The 13,564-nt window shown below is 72.0% G+C and carries 19 protein-coding genes; 11 read left to right on the top strand and 8 right to left on the bottom strand.

The features are described 5' to 3' along the window. Positions 1–13 precede the first annotated feature (13 nt). From hemC to hemQ, 3 genes are read right to left on the bottom strand one after another with little or no spacing between them, the layout of a single operon-like run. Positions 14–973 carry a hydroxymethylbilane synthase gene (hemC, locus tag PX701_RS08130; RefSeq protein WP_231429089.1) on the bottom strand — a complete coding sequence of 320 codons (960 nt, stop codon included), beginning with the start codon at positions 971–973 and terminating at the stop codon, positions 14–16. Then, positions 970–2,049 carry a ferrochelatase gene (locus PX701_RS08125; RefSeq protein WP_275506001.1) on the bottom strand — a complete coding sequence of 360 codons (1,080 nt, stop codon included), beginning with the start codon at positions 2,047–2,049 and terminating at the stop codon, positions 970–972. The genes hemC and PX701_RS08125 overlap by 4 nt, the downstream gene beginning before the upstream one ends. Continuing rightward, positions 2,049–2,786: a hydrogen peroxide-dependent heme synthase gene (hemQ, locus tag PX701_RS08120; RefSeq protein WP_231429091.1), complete on the bottom strand. Its 738-nt coding sequence runs from the start codon at positions 2,784–2,786 to the stop codon at positions 2,049–2,051. The genes PX701_RS08125 and hemQ overlap by 1 nt, the downstream gene beginning before the upstream one ends. A 74-nt stretch (positions 2,787–2,860) precedes the next feature. On the opposite strand from hemQ, the gene PX701_RS08115 reads away from it, so the two are divergent. Further along, on the top strand, positions 2,861–3,319 hold the full coding sequence (locus PX701_RS08115; protein WP_275506000.1) for a pyrimidine dimer DNA glycosylase/endonuclease V: 459 nt from the start codon (positions 2,861–2,863) through the stop codon (positions 3,317–3,319). On the opposite strand, the gene PX701_RS08110 is transcribed toward PX701_RS08115, so the two are convergent. Beyond that, positions 3,310–3,891, bottom strand: a complete 582-nt coding sequence (locus PX701_RS08110; protein ID WP_275505999.1) for a MarR family winged helix-turn-helix transcriptional regulator — start codon at positions 3,889–3,891, stop codon at positions 3,310–3,312. The two genes, PX701_RS08115 and PX701_RS08110, sit on opposite strands and share 10 nt — an antisense overlap. An 82-nt stretch (positions 3,892–3,973) precedes the next feature. Here PX701_RS08110 and idi point away from each other — a divergent pair, with 82 nt between their 5' ends. Genes idi through PX701_RS08075 form a run of 7 tightly spaced genes read left to right on the top strand, consistent with a single transcriptional unit; the run spans position 3,974 to position 9,588 of the window. Beyond that, positions 3,974–4,531: an isopentenyl-diphosphate Delta-isomerase gene (gene idi / locus PX701_RS08105; protein ID WP_231432206.1), complete on the top strand. Its 558-nt coding sequence runs from the start codon at positions 3,974–3,976 to the stop codon at positions 4,529–4,531. After that, entirely contained in the window at positions 4,528–5,592 is a 1,065-nt protein-coding gene (locus PX701_RS08100) for a polyprenyl synthetase family protein (protein WP_275505998.1), read from the top strand. Before idi ends, PX701_RS08100 begins: the two co-directional genes overlap by 4 nt. After that, positions 5,589–6,515 (top strand): phytoene/squalene synthase family protein, encoded by a 927-nt coding sequence (locus PX701_RS08095; protein ID WP_275505997.1) that lies wholly within the window; start codon positions 5,589–5,591, stop codon positions 6,513–6,515. Before PX701_RS08100 ends, PX701_RS08095 begins: the two co-directional genes overlap by 4 nt. Continuing rightward, positions 6,512–8,077, top strand: coding sequence for a phytoene desaturase family protein (crtI, locus tag PX701_RS08090; protein WP_275505996.1), 1,566 nt, complete (start codon positions 6,512–6,514; stop codon positions 8,075–8,077). Before PX701_RS08095 ends, crtI begins: the two co-directional genes overlap by 4 nt. Beyond that, complete coding sequence (locus tag PX701_RS08085; RefSeq protein ID WP_275505995.1) at positions 8,074–8,409, top strand: lycopene cyclase domain-containing protein; 336 nt, start codon at positions 8,074–8,076, stop codon at positions 8,407–8,409. Before crtI ends, PX701_RS08085 begins: the two co-directional genes overlap by 4 nt. Further along, positions 8,406–8,711 carry a lycopene cyclase domain-containing protein gene (locus PX701_RS08080; protein ID WP_231429098.1) on the top strand — a complete coding sequence of 102 codons (306 nt, stop codon included), beginning with the start codon at positions 8,406–8,408 and terminating at the stop codon, positions 8,709–8,711. Before PX701_RS08085 ends, PX701_RS08080 begins: the two co-directional genes overlap by 4 nt. Beyond that, complete coding sequence (locus PX701_RS08075; RefSeq protein ID WP_275505994.1) at positions 8,701–9,588, top strand: prenyltransferase; 888 nt, start codon at positions 8,701–8,703, stop codon at positions 9,586–9,588. Before PX701_RS08080 ends, PX701_RS08075 begins: the two co-directional genes overlap by 11 nt. Here PX701_RS08075 and PX701_RS08070 read toward each other — a convergent pair. From PX701_RS08070 to PX701_RS08055, 4 genes are read right to left on the bottom strand one after another with little or no spacing between them, the layout of a single operon-like run. Next, positions 9,578–10,333: a GntR family transcriptional regulator gene (locus tag PX701_RS08070; protein WP_275505993.1), complete on the bottom strand. Its 756-nt coding sequence runs from the start codon at positions 10,331–10,333 to the stop codon at positions 9,578–9,580. The genes PX701_RS08075 and PX701_RS08070 overlap by 11 nt on opposite strands. A gap of 26 nt (positions 10,334–10,359) precedes the next feature. Then, positions 10,360–10,668: a DUF3618 domain-containing protein gene (locus tag PX701_RS08065; RefSeq protein ID WP_231429101.1), complete on the bottom strand. Its 309-nt coding sequence runs from the start codon at positions 10,666–10,668 to the stop codon at positions 10,360–10,362. Beyond that, complete coding sequence (locus tag PX701_RS08060) at positions 10,652–11,059, bottom strand: phage holin family protein (protein ID WP_231429102.1); 408 nt, start codon at positions 11,057–11,059, stop codon at positions 10,652–10,654. The genes PX701_RS08065 and PX701_RS08060 overlap by 17 nt, the downstream gene beginning before the upstream one ends. Positions 11,060–11,077: 18 nt before the next feature. Then, on the bottom strand, positions 11,078–11,536 hold the full coding sequence (locus PX701_RS08055; protein ID WP_275505991.1) for a hypothetical protein: 459 nt from the start codon (positions 11,534–11,536) through the stop codon (positions 11,078–11,080). A 328-nt stretch (positions 11,537–11,864) separates the two neighbouring features. Here PX701_RS08055 and PX701_RS08050 point away from each other — a divergent pair, with 328 nt between their 5' ends. From PX701_RS08050 to PX701_RS08040, 3 genes are all read left to right on the top strand, one after another. After that, the gene (locus tag PX701_RS08050; protein ID WP_275505990.1) at positions 11,865–12,404 is read left to right on the top strand and encodes a hypothetical protein; all 540 of its coding nucleotides are present in this window, start codon (positions 11,865–11,867) and stop codon (positions 12,402–12,404) included. Beyond that, positions 12,401–12,910: an RNA polymerase sigma factor gene (locus tag PX701_RS08045; RefSeq protein WP_231429105.1), complete on the top strand. Its 510-nt coding sequence runs from the start codon at positions 12,401–12,403 to the stop codon at positions 12,908–12,910. The genes PX701_RS08050 and PX701_RS08045 overlap by 4 nt, the downstream gene beginning before the upstream one ends. Positions 12,911–13,003: 93 nt before the next feature. Beyond that, positions 13,004–13,564 (top strand): GNAT family N-acetyltransferase, encoded by a 561-nt coding sequence (locus PX701_RS08040; protein WP_231429106.1) that lies wholly within the window; start codon positions 13,004–13,006, stop codon positions 13,562–13,564.

The raw sequence follows: 13,564 nt of genomic DNA, 5'->3' as shown, positions 1-13,564 counted from the left end.
GGTTCGAATTCGCTCACGGCTGCTCCTCTGGGGGAACGAGGGTTGCGGCGCCGTTGCCGAGGAGTTCTGCGACGACGCGGTCTGCGACGTCGTGCGCTGCGACCGCGAGATCGGCGGCCGAGTGGCTGTCAGGAGTGGTCGCGTGCGAGCTCGTGAGTCGTCGCGTCCCGTCGGCACTGTACACGCTCGCCGTCAGGAACAGAAGTTCGTCCTCGACGAAGGCCGTCGCCCCGACGGGTGCGGCGCATCCGGCCTCGAGCCCGGCGAGCACGAGACGTTCGGCGAGCGCGGTCGCCCGTGACGCACGGTGGTCGATCGTCTCGAGCGCGCGTTCCAGGTCGCGGTCGCCGCGCTCGCGGCGCACCTCGATCGCGAGGGCCCCCTGGCCCGGTGCGGTCGGCCAGTCGCCCAGCGAGAAGTGCTCGGTCGCGACGTCCGATCGGCCGAGGCGCCCGAGTCCGGCGGCGGCGAGGATGACCGCGTCGAGGTCGGCGTCGTCGCCGTGCACCCGGCCCAGCCGGGTGTCGACGTTGCCCCGCAGGTCGACCGCCTCGAGGTCGGGGCGGGCGCCGCGGAGTTGCGCGATGCGGCGCGGCGAGCCCGTGCCGACCCGCGCGCCCTCGGGCAGCTCGTCGAGCGTGAGCCCGTCGCGTGCGCAGAGCACGTCGCGCGCGTCGACCCGCTTGGGCACCGCACCGAGCCGCAGGCCCGGGTGCTCGGCGGTCGGCAGGTCCTTCAACGAGTGCACGACGAGGTCGCACTCCCCCGCGAGCAGGGCCTCGCGCAGGGCCGCGGCGAACACGCCCGTGCCGCCGATCGACGCGAGCGAGGCCCGCGACGTGTCGCCCTGCGTCGTGATCGGCACGAGCTCGATCTCGGCGTTCGCGGCCTTCGCGATGCGCTCGGAGATCTGGCGCGTCTGCGCCATGGCGAGCGCGCTGCCACGGGTGCCGACCCGGATGACGGCGGTCATCGCGACGTCGCCTCCTGGGCGGGGTCGAGCACCGCTCCGCCGGCGACGCGCGCGTGGTCGGGCCAGGGGCCGAGGGCGGTGAGGTGCGGGCGCTCGGCCTCGGGCACGTCGTTCACGCGCTCGAGCACGAGGTCGACGAGGCCCGCGACGTACGCGGGGTGCACGCCCGGGGTGGGGACGCGACGGACCTTCAGCCCGTGCTCGCCCGCCGTCTCGACGGCTTCGTTGTCGAGGTCCCACATGACCTCCATGTGGTCGGAGACGAAGCCGAACGGCACGATGACGATCGCGTCGGTGAGCCCGCCGACGGCGAGCTCCTCGATGGCGTCGTTGATGTCGGGCTCGAGCCACGGCGTCGAAGGGGCACCCGAGCGCGACTGGTACACGAGCGACCACGGCGACGACGACGCGGCCGCCTCGTTGATGACCTGCGCCACGGCCAGGTGCTGGGCGACGTACGCCCCGCCCTCGCCCGTGCCGACGCGGTCCTCGAAGCCGGCGCCCGACTCCTGCGACGCGCGCGTCGGGATCGAGTGGGTCACGTACATGATGTGGGTGCGGTCGGCGGCGACGCCCTCCGCGGCGAGCTCCGCCGCGGCATCCTGCACGCCCTCGATGAAGGGCTGCACGAAGCCGGGGTGGTCGAAGTACTCGCGCACCCGGTCGATCGCGACGCCCGTGCCCGCGGTCGCCTTCTGGAAGTCCTCGCGATACTGGCCGACGCCCGAGTAGCTCGTGTACGCGCTCGTGACGAGGCCGAGCAGCTCGGTGTGGCCGTTGCGCTCGGCCTCGGCGACGACATCGCCGAAGTACGGCGCCCAGTTGCGGTTGCCCCAGTAGACCGGCAGGTCGATGCCGCGCTTCGCGAGCTCCGCCTCGAGTGCGGCCTTGAGCTGCCGGTTCTGCTCGTTGATCGGGCTCACGCCGCCGAAATGGCGGTAGTGGTGGGCGACCTCTTCGAGGCGCTCGTCGGGGATGCCTCGGCCGGCGGTCACGTTGCGCAGGAACGGGATCACGTCGTCCTGCCCCTCGGGCCCGCCGAACGACGACAGCAGGATCGCGTCGTAGTGCGCCATTACTGCAGGACCTCCACGAGTTCGGCGGTCGAGATGCGTCGACCGGTGTAGAAGGGCACCTCTTCGCGCACGTGCATGCGCGCGTCGGTGGCGCGGAGCTCGCGCATCATGTCGACGAGCTCGGTGAGCTCGTCGGACTCGATCGGCAGCAGCCACTCGTAGTCGCCGAGGGCGAACGCGGCGACCGTGTTCGCGATGGCGCCGCGGAACGAGGCGCCCTTGCGGCCGTGCTCGGCGAGCATGCGGCTGCGCTCGGCGGGGTCGAGCAGGTACCAGTCGTAGCTGCGCACGAACGGGTAGACCGTGAGCCAGCCCTTGGGCTCGAGGCCGCGGAGGAACCCGGGCACGTGCGCCTTGTTGAACTCGGCGTCGCGGTGCACGCCCATGGCGTTCCACGTCGGCAGGAGCGCCTTGAGCAGCCGGGCGCGGCGCAGCTCGCGGAGCGCCCACTGCAGGCCCTCGGCGGTCGGGCCGTGCAGCCACAGCATGACGTCGGCGTCGGCACGGAGGCCGGAGACGTCGTAGATGCCGCGGAGGGTCACGCCCTCGTTCTCGATCAGCGAGATCACGCCGTCGAGCTCGGACACGACGCGGGGGACGTCGTGGCCGTCGAAGTCGTCGGGACGAGCGGGATCGCGGCGGAGCACGGCGAAGACCGTGTACCCCTCGAGCGTCTGCGCTGCGTCGGAATCGGTGTGGAACGCGTCGGCTGCCGCTTCGGCAGCGGGGGAAGACATGTCTCCAGTCTCCCCCTTCCGGAGCGAACGGCCAAAAGCGGTCCGTCCGCCGGTCGGCGCATAGGCTGCCTGCCATGCGGATCTGGTCGCTGCACCCCCGGTACCTCGACCGCCAAGGCCTCACCGCCTGCTGGCGGGAGACGCTGCTCGCGCAGGCGGTGCTCGAGGGCGCCACCCGCGGATACACGCGGCACCCGCAGCTCGAACGGTTCCGGGAGGCGAGCCGGCCGTTGGAGGCGATCGGCGACTACCTCGCCGCCGTCGCCGACGAGGCGAGCGCCCGGGGCTACCGTTTCGACACGACCAAGGTGCACCGGCGCGGCGCGGCGGCACCCATCGAGGTGACAAGCGGTCAGCTCGACCTGGAGTGGCGGCACCTGCGGGCGAAGCTCGCGGCGCGGAGTCCCGAGGTCGCCGAACGCTGGTCGGCGGTCGTGACGCCCGACCCGCATCCGCTGTTCACGGTCGTCGACGGCCCGGTCGCGTCGTGGGAGCGAGCAGGTGCAACGCCCGAGGTCACCGGTCAGGCCTGATCGGGGTCCGGCTCGGGCTCGGTCACCTCGTCGGGCTCGGTCGCGCTCAGCGCGTCGAGGAACCGGATCACCGTCTCCCGCTCGACGGGGGTGAGCGCGGCGGCGACGGCGAAGCGCCTGGCGTGGAGACGCCCGACCGACTCGCGCGCCGCGACGCGGGTCGCGTCCGTCACCGAGATCGCGAGCGCACGACGATCGGTCGGGTGCGGTGCGCGCACGATGTGGCCGCCGTGCTCGAGCCGGTCGAGGAGCTTCGTGGTCGAGGCGCTCGAGATTCCGAGGTAGGCGCTGAGCGCACCCGGCGTCGCGATCTCGCCCTGGTTGCGGGCGGCGATGAGGTAGCGGATCGCTCGCATGTCGGTCTCGTTGAGCTTCATGTAGCGCCGCGAGGCCTCGCTCATGCGGCGCTGCGTCTCGTGCCAGCCGCGCAAGCTCCGCATGACGCGCACGACCTGGTCGACCTCGGCATCGTCGAGGCCCGAGCGGTCGACGAGGTCGCCGTCGCGGTCCGAGATGCGGGGGTCGTGCATGCCTCGCGCGACCTCCCGCCACGAGGCGGACTCATCTGCCATGTCGTGATTCTAGCCAACTCGGCATATAGTTCGCTAAGCTAGCTTCTTGCCAAGGCAGATAGAACGAGGAGTCGCCGTGACAGTGACCCAGATCGAAGAGGTCGTCCTGCTCGACGCCGACGACCGGCCCATCGGTCGAGCTCCGAAGGCGAGCGTCCATGGAGCCGACACCGCACGACATCTCGCCTTCTCCTGCCACGTCTTCGACGGGCAGGGCAGACTCCTGGTCACGCGCAGGGCGCTCTCGAAGCAGGCCTGGCCCGGCGTTTGGACGAATTCGTTCTGCGGGCACCCGGCCCCCTCGGAGACCCTCCTCCATGCGATCCGCCGCCGCGGCGAGTTCGAACTCGGCCTCGAGCTCGACGACATCGAACCCGTGCTTCCCACCTTCCACTACCGCGCCGTCGACGCGTCGGGCGTGGTCGAGAACGAGCTCTGCCCGGTCTACACCGCCCGCACCCGCTCGACGCCCGATCCGCACCCGAACGAGGTCATGGACATCGCGTGGGTCGATCCCGCCCGCCTCGCCGCAGCCGTCGACGATGCCCCGTGGGCATTCAGTCCGTGGCTCGTGCTGCAGGCGCGGCTGCTGCCGTTCCTCTCGGGGGCGGCCGTCGAGCCGCGGGTGCTCGCGTCATGACGGGCGTGGCCCTCGACGCGGCGCCGCGCGCCGCGATCACCGACATCGACGACGAGATCGAGGCCTTCTTCGCCACGCGGATCGCCCGGGCGGTCGCGCACGACGCGGAGTACGCGCAACTCTGGACGGCGGCACGCGACAGCGCGGCCGGTGGCAAGCGGCTGCGCCCCGAACTCGTGCTCGCCGCGCACGCCGCATACGCGGGAGCGGGCCATGGTGAGGCGGTGCGGCTCGCGCTGGCGTTCGAACTCCTGCACACGGCCTTCCTCATGCACGACGACGTCATCGACCACGACCTCGTGCGCCGCGGCGCACCCAACGTGACCGGCCGATTCATGCTCGAGGCCCGCGCACGCGGACTCGCCGTCGGCCGGGCTCGCGACTATGGGGAGGCCGCGGCGATCCTCGCCGGCGACCTGCTGATCAGCGCCGCGCACCGCATCGTCGCCGAGGTCGAAGCGCCCGACCGTGTCCGTGCCGCGCTCCTCGACGTGCTCGACGACTGCGTCTTCCTCACCGCCGCGGGTGAACACGCCGACGTGCGGCAGGCGACGGCCTCGCCCACGCGGCACGAGATCATCGCGATGATCGAGCGCAAGACGGCGTGGTACTCGTTCAGCGCGCCGCTGCAGGCGGGCGCCCTGCTCGGCGGCGCGCCCCGCGACGCGGTCGACCGGCTCGGCGAAGTCGGCCGGCACCTGGGTGTGGCGTTCCAGCTGCGCGACGACGTGCTCGGCGTGTTCGGCACCTCGGCGGTGACGGGCAAGTCGGTCGTCGGCGACCTCCGAGAGGGCAAGCAGACGCTGCTGATCGCGTGGGCTCGCAGCGACCCGGCGTGGCGCACGGTCGCCGACGACTTCGGACGACCCGACCTCGACGACGCGGCCGCCGCCCGACTGCGCGAGGTGATCGAGTCGACCGGGGCCCGGGCGCGGGTCGAGGCCGTCATCCGCGAACGCCACGCCGAGGCGGTCGCCGCGATCGAGTTCGGCGACTTCCCGAGCGCCCTCCGTGCCGGCCTCCTCGCCACGGCGTCGGGATGCGTGGGGCGAGAGCGATGACCCCGACGGGCCTCGACCTCTACCACCGCACGGCCCGGCTCGGCTCGGCGCGCGTGATCACCGAGTACTCGACCTCGTTCGGCCTCGCCAGCCGGCTCTGCTCGCGCGCCGTGCGCACGCACGTGGCCGCCATCTATGCGCTCGTCCGGATCGCCGACGAGATCGTCGACGGTCCGGCCGAGGAGGCCGGGCTCGACCGCGACGAGCGCCGCGCCGTGCTCGATGCCCTCGAGGTCGAGACCGAGCGGGCGATCCGCTGCGGCTACAGCGCGAACCTCGTCGTCGACGCGTTCGCGCAGACGGCCCGCGCGACGGGCTTCGGCGTCGAGTCGACGCGGCCGTTCTTCGCGTCCATGCGCCGCGACCTCGACCCGGTCGACTTCGACGCCGACGAGCTCGACGCGTACGTGTACGGTTCGGCCGAGGTGATCGGGCTCATGTGCCTGCGTGCGTTCAGCGAGGGCCTGCCGGCCGACGCCGAGCGCGACCTGCGGTGGCAGCGCGGCGCGCGGCACCTCGGTGCCGCGTTCCAGAAGCTGAACTTCCTGCGCGACCTCGCCGACGACTTCGGCGAGCGCGGACGCCGCTACCTTCCGGGCATCGACCCGGCCCATCTCACCGAGGCGCAGAAGTCGCGGGTCCTCGACGACATCGACCGCGACCTCGCGATCGCGGGCGGCGTGATCGCGGAGCTGCCGGGCGGATGCCGTCGGGCGGTCGCCGCGGCGCACGGGCTCTTCTCCGAGCTCTCGGCGCGGCTCCGGCGGACGCCGGCGCCGCGGCTCGTCCGCGAACGGGTCAGCGTCCCCTCGCCGAGGAAGCTCGCGCTGCTGCTCCGTTCGGTCGTCCGGCCACGACGCGGGATGCCTCGGCCGGGCGCCCCGGCCGAGGCCAGCGCGTTCGCGCACGGGGCACGGCCGTGAGCCGGGTGGTCATCATCGGCGCCGGCATCGCCGGGCTCGCCACAGCCGCCCTCCTCGCGCGCGACGGCCACGACGTGACGGTGCACGAGGCGCGCGACGCGATCGGCGGGCGGGCCGGCCGGTGGGAGGCAGGGGGCTTCCGCTTCGACACCGGTCCGTCCTGGTACCTGATGCCCGAGGTCTTCGAGCACTTCTTCCGGCTCATGGGCACGAGCGCCGAGGCGCAGCTCGACCTCGTGCGCCTCGAGCCGGGGTACCGCGTGTTCTTCGAGCACGATCCCGCGCCGCTCGACCTGCACGCCGACCGACGGCGGGCGACCGCCGTGTTCGAGTCGATCGAACCGGGTGCCGGCGTCGAGCTCGAGCGGTACCTCGACTCGGCCGGGTCGACCGCGCGCCTCGCCGTCGACCACTTCCTCTACAACGACTTCTCCTCACCCGCGTCCTTTGCGGCCCGCCCCGTGCTCCGCCATGCCGGGCCCCTGGGGCGTCTGCTCTTCCAACCGCTCGACCGCTTCATCGCCCGGCGCTTCCGCGACCCGCGGCTCCGCCAGATCCTGGGCTACCCGGCGGTCTTCCTCGGCACGTCCCCGGCGGCTGCGCCGAGCATGTACCACCTCATGAGCCACTTCGACCTCGACGACGGCGTGCTCTACCCGCGCGGCGGGTTCGGCGAGCTCATCGATCGCGTGGCGGCCCTCGCCCAGGAAGCCGGCGCCCGCGTGGTGACCGGTTCCCGGGTGACGGGCATCGTCGTGGAAGACGGAACGGCACGAGGCATCCGCGTGCTCGACGCCCGCGGCCTGCCGCGCGTGGAGACGGCCGACCTCGTGGTCTCGGCGGCCGACCTGCACCACACCGAGACCGCCCTCCTCGCGCCCGAGCACCGAAGCCGGTCGGCCGCGTCGTGGCGGCGCGCCGACCCCGGTCCCGGAGCCGTCCTCGTGATGCTCGGCGTCCGCGGGCGCCTGCCGCAGCTGCTGCACCACAACCTGCTCTTCACCGCCGACTGGCAGGACAACTTCGCGCGCATCTTCGGCCCGTCGCCGTCGGTACCCGACCCGGCGTCGTTGTACGTGTGCCGGCCGAGCGCCACCGACGCCTCGGTCGCCCCGGCCGGCGACGAGAACCTGTTCGTGCTGGTGCCGGTGCCGGCCGACCCGCGCCTCGGCCACGGGGGCGTCGACGGCGGAGGGGACCCCGCGATCGAACGGGTCGCCGACGCCGCGATCGCGCAGATCGCGGCGTGGACGGGCATCGAGGACCTCGCCGACCGCATCCTGGTCCGCAGGACCGTCGGACCCGGCGACTTCGCGGACGAACTCAACTCGTGGCGAGGCTCGGCGCTCGGGCCGGCGCACGTGCTGCGGCAGAGCGCGTTCCTACGCGGTCGGACGGCGTCGAAGAAGGTCCGCGGGCTCTACTTCGCCGGGGCCACGACGGTGCCCGGGATCGGCCTGCCGATGTGCCTCATCAGCGCGGAGCTCGTCGCCAAGGCCGTGCGCGGCGAGCGCGGCGCCGCGCGCCTGCCGGAGCCGCAGGGCGGGCGGGTGCCCGCATGAGCTTCGCCTACCTCGGTGCGCTCGCCGCGAGCATCGCGTGCCTGGCGCTCGTCGACGTGCGGTTCCGCCTCGTCTTCGCCGCCCCCGGTCGGTCGCGACGCGCGGCCGTGGTGGTCGCCGCGGGCGTGGCGTTCTTCCTCGCATGGGATCTCGCGGGCATCGCGCTCGGCATCTTCCATCGGGCTGAGAACGCGGTGAGCACTGGCGTGCTGCTCGCCCCCGAGCTGCCGATCGAGGAACTCGTGTTCCTCGCGTTCCTCGCGTACCTGACGCTCGTGCTGTACACGGCGGCGCTGCGCTTCGCCTCGACGCGGGAGGATCGCCGACGATGACCTATCTCGTGCTCTCGGCGGCGTTCCTGGCCGCAGCGATCGCCGTCGCCGCCGTCGGGGCACCGCGCGCTCCCCGACGGCACTGGGAGGCGGTCCTGGCGAGCGGCGGCATCCTCGTCGTGCTGACCGTCCTCTTCGACTCCGTCATGATCGCCGCCGGGCTCTTCGACTACGGCGACGCGCACATCTGGGGGGTGCGCATCTGGCTCGCCCCGGTCGAGGACCTCGCCTACCCGATCGCCGGCGTGCTGCTGCTCAGCGGGCTCTGGAACCTCCTCGACGGGCCTCGCCATGCGCGCTGACGTCCGCCGGCGCGGCGCCTTCGCCGATCTCGTCACCGCGTCGCGGCCGCTCAGCTGGGTGAACACGGCGTACCCGTTCGCCGCGGCGTACCTGCTCACGACTCGCGAGGTCGATGCCGCATTCGTCGTCGGCACGCTCTTCTTCCTCGTGCCGTACAACCTCGCGATGTACGGGGTGAACGACGTCTTCGACTACGCGTCGGATGCCGCGAACCCGCGCAAGGGGGGCGCTGAGGGCGCGCTGCTCGTGCCCGGACGCCACCGGCTGACGATCATCGCGGCGATCACGGCCTGCCTGCCGTTCGTCGTGGTGCTCGTGCTGCTCGGCGGTCTCGCGGCGTCGGCGGTGCTCGCGGTGTGCCTGTTCGCTGTCGCGGCGTATTCGGTTCCGGGCCTCCGCTTCAAGGAGGTGCCCGGGCTCGATTCGCTCACCTCGAGCGTGCACTTCGTCGGGCCCGCCGTCTACGGGCTCGTCCTGGCAGGGGCCGCGTTCACGCCACCGCTCGTCGCCCTGCTCCTCGCGTTCCTGGCGTGGGGCGTCGCGAGCCACGCCTTCGGAGCCGTGCAGGACATCGTGCCCGACCGGGCGGGCGGAATCGCCTCGATCGCCACGGCGATGGGGGCGCGCCGCACCGTTCGCCTCGCGATCGCGCTGTGGGCGGTCGCCGGGGTGCTCATGCTCGCGACGTCGTGGCCGGGCCCGCTCGCCGCGGTGCTCGTCGTGCCCTACATCGTGGCGGCGGCTCCCTTCGTCGACGTCACCGACGCGACGTCGGGCCGTGCGAACGCGGGGTGGAAGCGGTTCCTCGGCATCAACTACGCCGTCGGCTTCGTCGTGACGCTGCTGCTGATCTGGTACGCCGCGATCACGCCGTGACGTCGGAACCGTCGATCTGGCCGAGCAGCAGGTCGGTCGAGTGACCGAGATGCTCGCGCATCGCCTCGGGACCCTGCGCCTGGATCTCGACGAGGAGCTCGCGATGCTCGTCGATGATGGCCTCGAGCGTGTAGTGCGGGCGCACGTGCAGCAGGAACAGCAGCAGCTCGCTGCCGAGCGCGTCATGGGCCTCGATGATGCGCGGGCTCGCCGACGCGGCGACGATCGCGCGGTGGAAGTCGGCGTGGAGCCGTTCGACCTCGAGCCAGTCGACGTCCCCGTCCACCGGTCGAGCGGCGCCCGACGCCGGAGGACGTGCATCGAGGCCCGCGACCGCATGCGACTCGGCTTCAGGACGTTCGCCGCGCTCGCTCGTCAACCCGCTCAACCGCTCGAGCACGTCGACCGCCGGCGCCAGCAGCTCGTCAGGCCACGTGTCGCCGTACCGCTCGGCGATGATGCGCACCGCCTCGCCCTCGAGGGCGGCGCGCAGCTGCTGCAGCGCCCGGATCTCATCGCGATCGAAGCTGACGACCCGCACGCCGCGGTACGGCTGGGCCTCGGCGAGGCGCTCGGCCACGAGCCGCTGGAACGCCGAGCGCACCGTGTGCCGCGAGACCCCGTGGCGCTCGGCCTGCGCCTCCTCGCGCAACGGCGAGCCGAGCGCGATCGCCCCGCTCAGGATCTCCGAGCGGATCGCGTCGGCGACCCGCTCGACGGCGGTGTCCGCTGAGGACGTCGTCACCGGTGCCGGCCCGCTTCTCGCACCGCTCAGTCGCCGAGCTTCGATCGCACGACGAGCCACACGAGGCCGCCCACGGCGGCGGCGACGCCGACGGCGGCCGCGATCGCGACCCCGGGCTGCTCGTCGTAGAACGCCTTGAGCGACAGCTTCGCCCGGTCGACCCGGATGCCGACCTGCTTCGGCACGTTGAGCTTGTCTTCGAGGGCGTCGAGGGTGCGGGCGAACTCGTCGCGCGCCTGCCGGGAGGCGACCCGCGCCTGCACCCGGGTGAGGTTGCGCTCGCGCTGCGCGGACTCGCGCTTCGAGGGGCGGGGTGCGTCAGTAGCGGCGGTCATAGTCACCCGTTCCCTTCAGGGCGTCGAGGTCGGCCTTGAGGCTCTCGACCGATTCGAGAGGCTCGGAGCCCCGCTGGAAGTTCACGATGCCGATCCACACGAGCACGGCGATGACGAGCACGAGCACGCCCGACACGACGAGCGCGGCCGCCCACGCCGGCATCACGAGCGCGAGCGCGAAGATCGCCGCGGCGAGCAGGGTGAAGATCAGGAAGGGCAGCACGATGAGCGCCACCACGAAGAAGCCCGAGCCGATGCCGAAGTGCTTGACCTTGTAGGTCACCTCGGCCTTGATCTGGTCGATCTCGGCCCGCACGAGGTTCGAGATCGTGTCGGGCAGTTCGCCGATCAGCGTGAAGAGCGAGCGTTCGTCGTTCGTCGGTGCGGCCATCGCGCGGTCGCCTCCCGTCTAGGAATCGGATGCCGCGGGCTTGCCGCCGCGCGACGTGGTGCGTTTCGGCGCGGGCTTCGACGGCTTCGCCGCCCCCTCTGCGACCTCGGCGGCCGAGTCGATCGCCTCGCTCAGCGTGTCGGCGACCCCGTCGACCGCCGACTTCGCAGCCTTCGCACCGTCGGACACGCCGCGCTTGGCCTTCGCGGCGGCATCGCCGACGTCGGTCTTGGTGGCGCCGGACCCGCGCGTGGCATTGCCGATGAACGACTTCACGCCGTCGAGCACCGAGTCGGAGAGATCGCCCACCTTCGAGGCCGCGAAGCCCTTCACCTGGTCGACGCCCTGCTGCACCGCCGGCGTGTTCCACACGCCCTCTGCGGCCCGCTTGATCTGCTCGTACCGTTCTCGACCGGCCCGCGTGCCGAGCACGTAGCCGACTCCCAGCCCTACGACGAAGAGGATCTTGCCCTTCATGTGCACCCCGTCTTCCCCCGCTGATCCGCCCACAGCGACCCCTCCAGCGTAGACCCCGCACCGAGGCGCGCAAGGGGGTTGCGTCGAAATATTCCGTTCCGGCTATGCGATCGGGCCTCGTTCGGACGTCAACTGCCTGCCCGCCCTTGCGACGTCGCAGAGCCCGTGCACGTGAACGCGTCTCGGTGGTCGGTTCGATGCGTGCAACACTTGGGCGACTCCCGGCCATGTTCATGATGAGAGCAGGGAGAAGCCCATGGATCAGGATCTGGATCGCCGACTGAAGTACGCCGATCCTGCGCGACCGACTCCGGTCGCGCTCGACGCGGTGATCGACGAGCTCACGGCTCAGTCGGTATCCCGACGACGCCGCTGGTGGCTGCCCGTCATCACACTCTGCGGAGGGCTCGCGCTCGCCGGCGGGCTCGCGGCCGCGACCGATCTCGACACGTACCTGCTCTCGGTACCGCCGTTCTCGACCCTCACTGACGGAGCGATGCGCCCGATGTCGGGACTTCCGTATGTTTCTGTCGGCGAAACGGATCGTGGCGAGCAATGCGCGCTCTACCTCGACCTCGAGGGTCTCACCGATGATGAGTTCACTGCGGTGAGCGACTACTGGGCGACAGCTGACTCCGAGGCATTCGCGACGAGCATCGAGAGCCGACTCGGCGTTGTGCCGACGACGGACGACAAGGAATGGAAGGCGATCCAGGATCAGATCATTCACGACCTCGACGAGGTGGTGCCCGGCATCGTCTGGGGGATGGCGCCACCGAACCAGCCGTTCAGTCATGGTGAGCCGCACCTCGGCGCGATCAGCCGGGTGTGCACGGACGATCTCGATGCGCTGGGGTACCGCGGATGACCGCGGACTCCACGGTGATACGGCGACTGCAGGGCCGGGTCGAGTGCGTGGTGCGACGTGAAGCACCGGCGCTGCTCGCGTACTTCGAGCGACGCTGTCCGTACGAGGAAGCGCCGGATCTCCTCGGTGAGACCCTGCTCGTCGCTTGGCGACGCGCAGACGTCCTCCCCGACGATGACCAGGAAGCGCGCATGTGGCTGTACGGAATCGCCCGGCGGGTGCTCGGCACCAGCCGCCGAGGTCGAGTTCGGCGACAAGCGCTCATGGACCGCCTGCGGGACCAGGCACTCACCGACGGCACCCACGTGCCAGCACGCGACGACGATGTCCACCGAGCCCTCGGGGCCCTCGCGCCCCTGGATGCCGAGATCATCCGGCTCCACCACTGGGACGGTTTCAGCTTGGCAGAAATCGCTCGCCACCTCGGCCGGCCCGCCGGCACCATCCGCAGCCGCTACAGTCGCGCACGCGCCACGCTGCGTCTCGCTCTGGACGACGCGCCGTAGCGCGAGGCCCGACCTGTTCACGACGTCGCGGGCGCAGCCTCGTCGTTGTTCCGGCCGCGGTGCTCGTCGGCGCGCGCCTCTAGACTCCCTCGCATGACCCGACGCACCGCCCGCCTGCTCCTCGACGAGACGGTCGCCGCCGACCTCGGGCCGCTCCACGAGATCTACGGCGACGAGCGCACGTGGCGGCACCTGCCGTCGGGCCGGCACGCCGGCCTCGACGAGACGAGGCGGGTGCTCGACCGCTGGCTCACCGATTGGCGCACCGTCGGCTTCGCCGCGTGGACGGTGCGCACCGCAGCCGACCCGTCGACGGTGATCGGGCACGGCGGCTGTGCGGTTCGGGGTGGGGCGACGACCGGCGGCGCCTTCTGGAACCTCGGCTACCGATTCCGGCCCGAGGCGCACGGGCAGGGGTATGCGACCGAGCTCTCGCTCGCCGCCGTCGAGGACGCCCGTGCGCATCGGCCCGAGCTGCCCGTCGTCGCCTACCTGCTCGAGCACAACCTCGCCTCGGCGCGCGTCGCCGAGAAGGTCGGGCTCGCACTCCGCCACCGCGCGCCCGACGCGGGCAACCCCGACGCGTCGGCGATCCGGCTGGTCTACTCCGACCGCGAGCTCACGGCCGAGCAGCTCGCGGCGACCCTCGCCTGA

Origin of the sequence: Agromyces chromiiresistens (assembly GCF_029167465.1) — a bacterium.
Classification (GTDB): Bacteria; Actinomycetota; Actinomycetes; order Actinomycetales; family Microbacteriaceae; genus Agromyces; species Agromyces chromiiresistens.
This window is presented reverse-complemented; position numbering and strand designations above follow the sequence as displayed.